The following is an 11,224-nucleotide window of genomic DNA, read 5'->3' as shown; positions in this document are numbered from 1 at the left end:
GACTGTGGACGCCGCAGGACTTCGCCTCAGCCCCTTGCTGAGCTGTTCAACCGCCGGATGCGGAAAACCGCACGTCCGGTGGTGTGGGAGGGGTAACGGGCGCAAGCCCGTTGCCTCCACCCAATCAAGGGATTTGTGGTGAGTTGGAAACTACAGGCTGTCTTGCAGGTGGCGACGCAACTCTTGCAGCTCCGCTTGCAGGTTTTGCAGGCGCTCCAGTGTCATCCCGCTGGCGCCGAGGATGCACTGGGGGATATTCCGGGCCTTGTCGCGCAAGGCCCGACCCTGTTCGGTGAGTTCAACAATCACCACCCGCTCGTCCTCGCGGCTGCGGGTTCGGCTGAGCAGGCCTTCGGCTTCCAGACGCTTGAGCAGCGGGGTCAACGAGCCTGGATCGGTCAGCAACCGCGTGCTGATTTCACCTACGGTCAAACCGTCCCGTTCCCACAACACCATCATCGCCAGGTATTGCGGGTAGGTCAGGCCCAGCGTTTGCAGCAAGGGTTTGTAGACCTTGGTCATCATCAGCGAAGTGGAATGCAGGGCGAAGCAGGCCTGATTGTCAAGCAGCAGGTTGTCGCAGTTGTCCGGGGTGTTGCGCTCGGTGGTCATGTCGAAGCCTTGATCTGTGATCTTAAGAATCTAGCGGGCGAATCTTTAATGCGCCAGATAAATTTGATCAGTGCTGTTGCAAATGGGTTTGCAGCAGCAGATCCCAGGGTGGAACCGGGCTGAAGCGGGTTTTCAGGTACTCCAGCAACAAGCGACTGCGGGAGTTGGGTTGTTGTTCCAGGCGCAAGGCATAGATGCCCGCGCTTTCAGGTTTCGGCAGGCCGCTTTCACAGAACAGCGGCAGCAACTCACCGCGCAACAGATACTCGCTGGCCAGCCAGGTTGGCAGGTGCGCAATACCGAGCCCCGCCAGCGCGCCGCAGACCAGAGCCTCGGCATTGTTGGCGCTCATGCGGACCCGCGCCGGCCGGTGCAGCTGCATTTGCCCATCTCGCTCGAAGCGCCAGGCGAACAGCGGGGCCAGGCCATCCCAATCGAGTCCGTCGTGTTCGATCAGTTGTGACGGGTCGGTCGGTACGCCGCGACGCCGTAAATAATCAGGGCTGGCGCAGGCGATGCGCACGATGCTCGCCAGGGGTGTGGCCACCAGTCGGGTGTCGGCCAATTGGCCGGCGCGCAGCACCAGATCGACCTTGCCGAGGTTCTGGCCCTGCATGTCGACGAAACTGTCGATCAGGTGCAGTTGCACATCGAGCCCGGGGTAGAGCATGAGGAAATCGGCAATCACCGGTGCCAGATGCCGGCGCCCGAAGGCTGCTGGCGCATCGATACGAATCAGACCTTCCGGCACGCTGCTCAGGGACACCGCCTCGGCCCGGGCCAGGCGCAACTCGGCGACGATCCGCCGTGCTCGCTCGGCAAAGGCCAATCCCGCCGGGGTGGCGCGTACTGCATGCGTGCTGCGCAGGAACAATTGACTGCCGACCGCGCTTTCCAGGCTGTCGATACGCCGTGCGACGGCCGAAGGGGTCAGCGGATGACGGCGCGAGGCGGCGGAAAAACTGCCGGTTTCCAGCACATCGAGGAACAAGGCCAGTTGATCGGTCAGTTGATTGGGGTTCATGGCAGGTATGCGCTTGTGCGAATTTGGCACAGCCATTGTGCGATGCTGTGCGTTTCCGCGCCAGAAGCAACTGCGTAGGATCAAAGGTCTGACGGCAACGGGGAAAATGCGGTGATCGAGTTCTTGATGTATCTGGCGTTCGGCGCTGCCTTGGGCACGCTCGGCGGTTTGTTTGGCATCGGCGGCGGCCTGATCGCCATTCCGCTGCTGGGCGTGCTGTTCGGGCTCGATCAGCAGATTGCCCAAGGCACCGCGCTGGTGATGGTGGTGCCGAACGTGATGCTGGCGCTGTGGCGCTATCATCAGCGCAACCGGATCGAACTGCGCCACGCGCTACCGCTGGCCATCATGGGGTTCTGCTTCGCCTGGCTCGGGTCGATCTGGGCGGTGGGCATTGACGCGCAAACCATGCGCATAGGTTTTGTCGCGTTTCTGGTCGCACTGTCGGCGTACAACCTCGTTCGCATGTTCGCTGCCAGTGCTGCGCCGGTTTCGCAGATGAACTATTCATGGCCCTGGCTGGGCGTGCTTGGCGCTGCATCCGGCACGATGGGCGGGTTGTTCGGCGTGGGTGGCGCGGTGGTGGCGACACCGGTGCTGACCAGTCTGTTCGGCACCAGCCAGGTGGTTGCGCAGGGGTTGTCGTTGGCGCTGGCCCTGCCGAGTACGGGGGTGACGCTGGTGACTTACGCCGTGCACCATCAGGTCAGTTGGGTGATCGGCTTGCCCTTGGCGGTCGGCGGGCTGATGAGCATCAGTTGGGGCGTGAAGGTTGCCCACGCATTGCCGGAGCGGTTGCTGCGCGGGCTGTTTTGCGGGTTCCTGGTGTTCTGTGCGGTGATGCTCGCCTTCAAGGTTTGAAACCTTCGACAATGTGCTCGGCCAGGCACTCGGTGATGGGTGACGGATTATGCAGGTTGCGCACGAGCATGATGCTGGCCTCGGGCAGCAGCGGCAGGTCCTCGGCCTCACCGAGGATGCGCATGTCCGCGGTAATCAGGCTTTCAAGTTGTGCGGTGATGGCCAGGCCGGCGCTCACCACGGCCATGATCGCCGACAGGCTGTCGCTGTTGTACGCCACCCGGTAATCGCGCCCGCGGGCATCCAGGGCATTGCAGGCCCACAGACGGCAGAAGCAATCACTGTTGAACATCGCCAGCGGCAACGGCGTCTGTTCATGGGCGCTGTAGCATTGCGCTTCGGCCCAGACAAAACGTTCCTTGCGCAACAGTTGGCCGATTTCGCTGCCCGGTTCGCGGGTCACGATGGACAGGTCCAGGTCCTGGCGCATCAGCAGTTGTTTGGATGATTCGCAGTGCACTTCGATCTGAATCAGCGGGTAGGACTGGGCAAATCGGCGCAGAACTCCCGGGAGGAACCGCATCACATAATCGTCCGGCGTGCCGATGCGCACAGTGCCGACCATGTCGGGTTCGCGCAGGGTGTTGAACACTTCGCTATGCAGCTTGAGGATCCGTCGCGCATAGCCGAGCAACACCTGGCCTTCGGCCGTCAGTCGCACCTGCCGCCCGTCGCGCTGGAACAACTGGCGCTGCAGCACATCTTCCTCCAGTCGTTTCATCTGCATGCTGACGGCTGACTGGGTACGGTTGACCATTTCACCGGCGCGGGTAAAGCCGCCCTGATCGGCGATGGCGACGAAGGTACGCAACACTTCGGTATCGATACTCGGGTAGGCAGACATCCATCAATCTCCGAGATATGTGACATCAGAAACATTCGTTGGATTGATCTTAGACCCGGCGCGAGACTGGAGCCATCCAAACGGAGGGCAACAAGATGAAAGGTCAACATGAGTTTCACGGTGCAGAAAAGCACTCGATTCACGTGATATCCGATCTGCTGCACAAGGTCAGCCGCTGGTACGAACTGCATCGCGAGCGCGAAATGCTGGCGAGCTTGAGCGACGAAGCACTCAAGGACATCGGCATGAGCCGTGCGGATGTGGAGAACGAGTCGATCAAACCGTTCTGGAATGATCCGATGCATAAATGATCCGATCAATAAATGATGAGTGCCACGCTACACAAACCCCTTACCGGTGAGGTAGGTTGCGAGCAGACAAGGAGACGCCCATGCCCGCAACATTGTCCTTTACTCTCAAACAGGCTCGGCGTCTGGCGCTGGCCGCCCAAGGGTTCAATGGGCGGCAGCCGCCAGCGGCGATCAAGGCTGCTGCGCTCAATCGCCTGATCGAACGGCTGGGCATTTTGCAGATCGACTCGGTCAATGCGTTGGTGCGTTCGCACTACCTTCCGCTGTTTTCCCGCCTCGGCAACTATTCTTCCGGTTTACTCGACCAGGCTGCCTGGAGTCAGGGCCGGCGCCGTACGCTGTTCGAGTACTGGGGCCATGAAGCCTCGTTATTGCCACTTTCCATGTACCCGTTGCTGCGTTGGCGCATGCAGCGTGCGAGCCGTGGCGAAGACATTTATCAGCAGCTGGCGCGTTTTGGTCGCGAACAACAAGACACCATTCGCCGGGTGCTGGCGTCGGTTGAGCAGCAGGGGGCGTTGGGCGCCGGGAGCCTGTCGACCCGTCAGGAGCGGGCCGGTCCCTGGTGGGACTGGAGCGCGGAAAAGCATGCGCTGGAATGGTTGTTCGCGGCCGGTGAAGTGACCGTTGCCGGACGGCGCGGCTTCGAAAGGCTCTACGATCTGCCGGAGCGGGTGATTCCCTCGGCGGTGCTTGCACAACCCATTCTGGGCGAAGACGAAGCCCAGCGCGGCCTGTTGCGGCATGCGGCAACGGCCTTGGGTGTCGGTACGGAGAAGGACTTGCGCGACTATTTCCGCTTGAACCCTGCGGACAGTCGCCCACGTTTGGCCGAGTTGGTCGAGGCCGGTGAATTGCTGACCTGTGAAGTCGAGGGCTGGCGGCAACCGGCCTATTGTCTGCCCGAGCCAAAAGTGCCGCGCAAAGTCGCGGCCAGTGCATTGCTCTCACCGTTCGATTCGCTGGTCTGGGAGCGCAACCGGACTGAGCGGCTGTTTGATTTTCGTTATCGGCTGGAGATCTACACGCCACAGGACAAGCGCGTTTATGGCTATTACGTCCTGCCGTTTTTGCACAACGAACGGATTGCCGCACGGGTGGACCTGCGCGCGGAACGGGTGGCGAGCTGTTTGGCAGTGCATGCGGTGCATGAAGAGGAGGTGGGGCTGGACGAGGAGGGGATGCTGGCGTTGGCGGTCAATCTGCGGCAGATGGCGGATTGGCTGGGGCTGGCGCAGGTTCAGTTGAATTGCCCGCGGGCGAGTGCGGCAAGGTTGAGGGTGGCATTCACACAAGTAGGCGGTGACTGAGCTGGCCTCTTCGCGGGCAAGCCCGCTCCTACAAGATTCGTGCCGATCACGGATTTTGTGTACGGCGCGAATCCTGTAGGAGCGGGCTTGCCCGCGAAGGGGGAGTGTCAGGCAACAAAGAGGTTACTGACTCACCGCCGAACCTGCTTCAGAGTCTCGGCAATCAAAAACGCCAGCTCCAGCGACTGATCTGCATTCATCCGCGGGTCGCAATGGGTGTGGTAGCGATCCGATAAACCATCCTCGGTAATCGGCCGCGCACCACCGATGCATTCGGTGACGTTTTGCCCGGTCATTTCGATATGGATACCGCCGGCATAACTGCCTTCGGCTTCGTGCACCTGGAAGAACTGCTTCACCTCGCCAAGGATCTGCGCGAAGTCGCGGGTCTTGTAGCCGCTGCTGGCCTTGATCGTATTGCCGTGCATCGGGTCGCAACTCCACAGCACCTGCTTGCCTTCACGCTGGACGGCGCGGATCAGCTGCGGCAAGTGGTCGCCGACCTTGTTCGCGCCCATCCGCGCGATCAGGTTCAGGCGACCCGGGTCGTTGTCCGGGTTGAGTACGTCGATCAAGCGAATCAGGTCGTCGGGGTTCATGCTCGGGCCGACCTTGACCCCGATCGGGTTGTTCACCCCGCGCAGGAATTCGACGTGGGCGCCGTCAAGCTGGCGCGTACGGTCGCCGATCCACAGCATGTGGGCCGAGCAGTCGTAGTAATCGTTGGTCAGGCTGTCGCGACGCACGAAGGCTTCTTCGTAGTTCAGCAGCAGCGCTTCGTGGGCGGTGAAGAAGCTGGTTTCGCGCAGCTGCGGCGAACTGTCCATGCCGCAGGCGCGCATGAACGCCAGGGTTTCATCAATGCGGTCGGCCAGGTGGCTGTACTTTTCCGCCAGTGCCGAGTTGGCAATGAAGTCCAGGTTCCATTTGTGCACCTGATGCAGATCGGCAAAACCGCCCTGGGCGAATGCGCGCAACAGATTCAAGGTGGCCGTGGACTGGTGATAGGACTGCAACAGGCGCTCCGGGTCCGGCACGCGGCTTTTTTCGTCGAAACCGATGCCGTTGACTATGTCGCCACGGTAGGCGGGCAGGGTCACGCCGTCGATGGTTTCGTCGTTGGCCGAGCGGGGCTTGGCGAACTGACCGGCCATGCGTCCGACCTTGACCACCGGGCAGCCGGCGGCAAAAGTCATCACGATCGCCATCTGCAACAACACCTTGAAGGTGTCGCGGATTTTCGCCGCGGAGAATTCGGCGAAGCTTTCGGCGCAGTCGCCACCCTGCAACAGAAACGCGCGGCCCTGGGTGACTTCGGCAAACTGACGGCGCAACTCCCGGGCTTCACCGGCAAACACCAGTGGGGGATAGCTGGCCAGAGTCTGTTCGACCTGCTGCAAGTGCGCGGCGTCGGGGTATCGGGGTTGTTGCTGGATCGGCAGGGCGCGCCAGCTGTCAGGGCTCCAGGGTTGGCTCATCACGGTCTCTAGTGTTTTCGCTCGGACCTCCATGTTATCAGCAAATTAGTGCGTGACCTGTTCCCGTCGCTTCGCCGACAATCTCGCCTTTGCCGCTCTCTATTCGCGGTGTTATTGCGTTACCGGCCCCGGTGACGATCAGGAGATGAAATGACTGAGGAGCGCGTCGAGCATCTGCTCGCCGAGGTACAGGACGAGTTCGGCGTGATTCGTGTGCTGGAAGTGGCCGATTACCGTTTTCTCGAGTTCGGTGATGCCATCGAGCAAAGCTGCGTATTCACGGCCGATCCGAGCTGGCTCGAGTACGACTACACCCGGGCGATGCTGATCGGCGCGTTGTGCCACGAGCAACCGGAAAGTGCGCTGTTTCTCGGTCTCGGCGCCGGTACGCTGACTCAGGCCTGCCTCAAGTTCCTGCCGCTGGAAGATGTCGAGGCCATCGAGCTGCGCCCGGACGTACCGCGTCTGGCCATTGAATACCTGGGGCTGGACGACGATCCGCGCCTGTACATTCGCGTTGGCGATGCCCTGGAACTGCTCGACACGGCTGAGTCGGCCGACCTGATTTTCGTCGACCTTTATACCGATGTCGGTCCGGGTGTCGGGCATCTGGCCTGGAGCTTTCTGGAAAACTGCCAGAAGCGATTGAATCCGGGTGGCTGGCTGATCATCAATCAATGGGCTACCGACGACGGCAAACCCTTGGGCGCCGCCTTGTTGCGCGGTTTGTACCACCGACATTACTGGGAGCTGCCGGTGAAGGAGGGCAACGTGATTCTGATCGTGCCGTCGGAGCTGGATCAGGAACTGGACATGGACGGCCTGATCGCCCGCGCCGAAGCGCTGGGGCCACGGTTGGGGTATTCGCTGGATTCGTTGATCAAGTGCATTCGTCCGGCGACCTGATCAATTGATTGTCTGGACGGGCCCCTTCGCGGGCAAGCCCGCTCCTACAGGTTTTGCGCAAATCCCTGTAGGAGCGGGCTTGCCCGCGAAGGGGCCTTCAAAGCCACTGCAAAAGCTAAATCCCTTTGAAGACTCCAGGCCGCCGCTCCACCATCGACCGCACACCTTCTTTTACATCCTCGCTGGCCATTAACTTCTTGACCAGCAGCGGCAACGCCTGTGCCGCCGCGATTTCCCCTTCATACCGGGCCTGTCGCGCAGACATCAGCGTCGCTTGCACCCCAAGCGGTGCCTGGCGTGCGATCCGTTCGGCCAGTTCGATCGCCCGGGGCAGCAAGTCTTCACTGGCCATGACTTCCTGCACCAATCCCAGGTGCAAGGCATCACGGGCGTCGAATTCATCACCGGTCAATAACCAGCGCATGGCATTGCCCCAGCCGGAGACCTGCTGCAGACGCAGGGTGGCGCCGCCGAACGGGAAGAGCCCGCGTTGCACTTCCATCTGCGCGAACCGGGTGTTGCTGGCACACAGGTTGATGTCGGCGGCCAGCATCAATTCGATGCCGATGGTCAGGCAGTAGCCCTGAGCGGCGACGATCACCGGTTTGCTGACCCTGGGGCCGACGAACACCCCCCACGGATCACAGCCGCCAGCGGGTACCTGCCAGCCTTCTGCGAGTGTGACACTGGCATTGATCAGGTCGAGGCCGGCGGTAAAGTGCTCGCCATGAGCGAACACCACCGCCACGCGTGCCTCGTTGTCGGCCTCGAATTCGCCATAGGCCAGGCTCAATGCGTTGAGCAGGTCGAGATCGAAGGCGTTGCGCTTGGCCACCCGATCCAGACCGATCAGGAACACGTGGCCATGCCGTTCGCGGCTGACTCGACTGGAGCTGGGCTGATTCATGGAGCGATCCTCGGGGTGGGAAGGGCGTGCGGGGACCTGCGGTCTGCACGGCATAGGGTGAACCGTTTTAGCGCCATCACCCGCAAGGCCGGGCCTTTGAAAAGTAGACGGCTGACCGATTATTCGCAAAGCCTGTGACACAACGGCGTATCCGGTGGATTTCCGATAAAAAAATCTCCCTTTTTGGGCAAATTCCGGTATAGTGCGCGCCGGCCTTTAGCCGGGCCGCGTTTAGGTAGAGCAATTCCCCGAAGTCAGCTTCGGCTGCACGTCCGTACTGCGGACTCTCCCTTGACGATTCTTTTCATTCATTCGTTTTCGCAAATCCCCGCCGACAAAGCTGCCAGGGCGACTCTTGAGTCTCAACACGGCACGCGCAGCTTTGGAGCATGGGTCTTTGCGGATGCACTTAGAGGCAGACCCATGACCCAGGAAACCGGCGGCTTCGCCGCTTTTAATCTTAATCCGAATATTCTTGCAGCCGTCACCGCGACTGGCTACGAAGAACCATCGGCTATTCAGCAGCAATCGATCCCGATCATCATGGCCGGTCACGACATGATTGGTCAGGCGCAAACCGGTACGGGTAAAACCGCTGCGTTCGCCCTGCCGATCCTGCATCGCATCGATCCTGCAAAGCGCGAACCGCAAGCCCTGATCCTGGCCCCAACTCGTGAGTTGGCGCTACAAGTTGCAACCGCTTTCGAAACCTACGCCAAGCAAATGCCGGGTGTAACTGTTGTGGCTGTCTACGGCGGCGCGCCGATGGGCCCACAGCTGAAAGCAATCCGTAATGGCGCACAGATCGTTGTCGCCACTCCGGGCCGTCTGTGCGACCACCTGCGTCGCGACGAAAAAGTACTGGCGACCGTGAACCACCTGGTTCTCGACGAAGCCGACGAAATGCTCAAGCTGGGTTTCATGGACGACCTGGAAGTTATCTTCAAGGCTCTGCCTGCAACCCGTCAGACCGTATTGTTCTCGGCTACCTTGCCGCAGTCGATCCGTGCCATTGCCGAACGCCACCTGCGCGATCCGCAACACGTGAAGATCCAGACCAAGACCCAGACCGTTACCGCGATCGAGCAGGCTCACCTGCTGGTTCACGCTGACCAGAAGACTTCGGCCGTTCTCAGCTTGCTGGAAGTGGAAGATTTCGACGCCCTGATCATGTTCGTGCGCACCAAGCAAGCGACCCTGGATCTGGCCAGTGCCCTGGAAGCCAAAGGCTACAAAGCCGCTGCGCTGAACGGTGACATCGCCCAGAACCAGCGCGAGCGCGTGATCGACTCCCTCAAGGATGGTCGTCTGGACATCGTTGTGGCGACCGACGTCGCTGCTCGTGGCCTGGACGTTCCGCGCATCACTCACGTGTTCAACGTTGACATGCCGTACGATCCGGAATCCTACGTTCACCGTATCGGCCGTACCGGCCGTGCCGGTCGCGAAGGTCGTGCACTGCTGCTGGTGACTCCGCGTGAGCGCCGCATGCTGCAAGTGATCGAGCGTGTAACCGGTCAAAAGGTTGCTGAAGTTCGCCTGCCGGATGCTCAAGCCGTTCTGGATGCGCGCATCAAGAAACTGACCAACAGCCTGTCGCCGCTGGTGGCCGAAGCCGAATCGACTCACGGTGATCTGCTCGATCGCCTGACTGCCGACATCGGTTGCAGCCCGCGTGCCTTGGCCGCAGCCCTGCTGCGCAAGGCTACCAACGGTCAAGCGCTGAACCTGGCCGCTATCGAGAAAGAGCGTCCACTGGTGCCGAACAACGCACCGCGTGGCGATCGTCCAGAGCGTTCCGGTGATCGTCCTGAGCGTGGTGACCGCGAGCGTCGTGCTCCGATGCCACTGGGCGAAGGCCGTGCACGTTGCCGTACCGCGCTGGGCGCGCGTGACGGTATCGCCGCCAAGAACCTGCTGGGCGCCATCCTCAACGAAGGTGGTCTGGCACGTGAAGCGATCGGTCGCATCCAGGTGCGTGACAGCTTCAGCCTCGTCGAGCTGCCGGAAGATGGTCTTGAGAAGTTGCTGACCAAGCTGAAGGACACTCGCGTTGCCGGCAAGCAGTTGAAGCTGCGTCGCTACCGCGAAGATTGATCCGCTCTCGGGCTGATTGATCGAACATGAAAAATCCCCGACTGGTTCGGGGATTTTTTATGCCTGTAAAAAAGATCGCAGCCTTATTGGCTAGCCGAATCGGTAGATGTCCATGCCCAATGTCCCCATGGTGAACCCTTGGTGGGCAACGCTGAACGGTCCTCCTGCAGCGCGGGCAAAGTACAGCGGCAACAAGTGTTCGTCGCTGGGATGGCTGCGCTCGGCATTCGGTGCCTGCGCACGATAGTCGTGCAGCGCGGCTTCATCGTTCGCGGCGAGTTTCTCGATCATCCAGTCACGAAACGCCTGGGCCCAGGGCTCAACGCTTTCGGGACCGGCGTGCCAGTCCAGTTCCCGCAGGTTGTGAGTGATGCTGCCGGAGCCGATCAGCAGGACGCCTTGCTCACGCAGGCTGGCCAGCGCGTGGCCAACACGGGTCTGCAGGGCGGGGCCGCCACGGGTGGGTAGCGAAACCTGGACAATCGGGATGTCTGCCTGCGGGTACATCAGCGATAAAGGCACCCAGACGCCATGGTCGAAAGGCCGACTGCCGTCGATACGGACAGCAAAGCCAGCGGTTTTCAATAACCCGGCAACCTCTGCGGCGAGTCGCGGGTCGCCGGGAGCCGGGTACTGGACTTCGAACAGGGCTTTGGGGAAACCACCGAAATCATGCCAGGTTTCCGGTTGTGGATTGCCGCTGACCAGCAGTTCATGGCTTTCCCAGTGCGCGGAAACAATCACGATGGCCTTGGGCTTCGGTATTTCGGCGGCCAGGCGGGCGAGCGCCGGCCCGCTGGCGCCGGGTTCCAGAGCGAGCATGGGGGAGCCGTGGGATATGTACAGGCTGGGGAACATGAATGAGCTCCTGAGA

11 protein-coding genes are annotated in these 11,224 nt (G+C 61.1%); 5 read left to right on the top strand and 6 right to left on the bottom strand.

Annotation, left to right across the window (positions count from 1 at the left end):
- Positions 1-150: 150 nt before the first annotated feature.
- Positions 151-612: a MarR family winged helix-turn-helix transcriptional regulator gene (locus KGA81_RS29260; RefSeq protein ID WP_223551052.1), complete on the bottom strand. Its 462-nt coding sequence runs from the start codon at positions 610-612 to the stop codon at positions 151-153.
- 67 nt (positions 613-679) lie between these two features.
- Positions 680-1,636: a LysR family transcriptional regulator gene (locus tag KGA81_RS29255; RefSeq protein ID WP_223551050.1), complete on the bottom strand. Its 957-nt coding sequence runs from the start codon at positions 1,634-1,636 to the stop codon at positions 680-682.
- 126 nt (positions 1,637-1,762) lie between these two features.
- Between KGA81_RS29255 and KGA81_RS29250 the strand changes: the two genes are divergently transcribed.
- Positions 1,763-2,497, top strand: a complete 735-nt coding sequence (locus tag KGA81_RS29250) for a sulfite exporter TauE/SafE family protein (protein ID WP_223551056.1) — start codon at positions 1,763-1,765, stop codon at positions 2,495-2,497.
- Here KGA81_RS29250 and KGA81_RS29245 read toward each other — a convergent pair.
- Positions 2,487-3,341: a LysR substrate-binding domain-containing protein gene (locus KGA81_RS29245; RefSeq protein ID WP_223551048.1), complete on the bottom strand. Its 855-nt coding sequence runs from the start codon at positions 3,339-3,341 to the stop codon at positions 2,487-2,489. The two genes, KGA81_RS29250 and KGA81_RS29245, sit on opposite strands and share 11 nt — an antisense overlap.
- 95 nt (positions 3,342-3,436) lie before the next feature.
- Between KGA81_RS29245 and KGA81_RS29240 the strand changes: the two genes are divergently transcribed.
- Positions 3,437-3,652, top strand: a complete 216-nt coding sequence (locus KGA81_RS29240) for a DUF1127 domain-containing protein (protein WP_108219636.1) — start codon at positions 3,437-3,439, stop codon at positions 3,650-3,652.
- A gap of 80 nt (positions 3,653-3,732) precedes the next feature.
- Positions 3,733-4,962, top strand: a complete 1,230-nt coding sequence (locus tag KGA81_RS29235) for a winged helix-turn-helix domain-containing protein (RefSeq protein WP_223551045.1) — start codon at positions 3,733-3,735, stop codon at positions 4,960-4,962.
- A gap of 131 nt (positions 4,963-5,093) precedes the next feature.
- On the opposite strand, the gene KGA81_RS29230 is transcribed toward KGA81_RS29235, so the two are convergent.
- Positions 5,094-6,440 carry a class II 3-deoxy-7-phosphoheptulonate synthase gene (locus tag KGA81_RS29230; protein ID WP_223551043.1) on the bottom strand — a complete coding sequence of 449 codons (1,347 nt, stop codon included), beginning with the start codon at positions 6,438-6,440 and terminating at the stop codon, positions 5,094-5,096.
- 150 nt (positions 6,441-6,590) lie between these two features.
- On the opposite strand from KGA81_RS29230, the gene KGA81_RS29225 reads away from it, so the two are divergent.
- Complete coding sequence (locus KGA81_RS29225) at positions 6,591-7,346, top strand: spermidine synthase (RefSeq protein ID WP_223551041.1); 756 nt, start codon at positions 6,591-6,593, stop codon at positions 7,344-7,346.
- A gap of 115 nt (positions 7,347-7,461) precedes the next feature.
- On the opposite strand, the gene KGA81_RS29220 is transcribed toward KGA81_RS29225, so the two are convergent.
- Entirely contained in the window at positions 7,462-8,253 is a 792-nt protein-coding gene (locus KGA81_RS29220; RefSeq protein ID WP_223551039.1) for a crotonase/enoyl-CoA hydratase family protein, read from the bottom strand.
- A 423-nt stretch (positions 8,254-8,676) separates the two neighbouring features.
- Here KGA81_RS29220 and KGA81_RS29215 point away from each other — a divergent pair, with 423 nt between their 5' ends.
- Entirely contained in the window at positions 8,677-10,350 is a 1,674-nt protein-coding gene (locus KGA81_RS29215) for a DEAD/DEAH box helicase (protein ID WP_034150150.1), read from the top strand.
- A gap of 90 nt (positions 10,351-10,440) precedes the next feature.
- Here the strand turns inward: KGA81_RS29215 and KGA81_RS29210 are convergent, their stop codons facing one another.
- Positions 10,441-11,208 carry a DODA-type extradiol aromatic ring-opening family dioxygenase gene (locus tag KGA81_RS29210; RefSeq protein ID WP_223551038.1) on the bottom strand — a complete coding sequence of 256 codons (768 nt, stop codon included), beginning with the start codon at positions 11,206-11,208 and terminating at the stop codon, positions 10,441-10,443.
- Positions 11,209-11,224: the final 16 nt, after the last annotated feature.

The organism is Pseudomonas sp. A-B-19 (genome assembly GCF_019947515.1).
In the GTDB taxonomy this organism is placed as follows: domain Bacteria; phylum Pseudomonadota; class Gammaproteobacteria; order Pseudomonadales; family Pseudomonadaceae; genus Aquipseudomonas.
The sequence above is the reverse complement of the archived record's forward strand: the minus strand, read 5'-3'. Positions and strand labels throughout refer to the sequence as shown.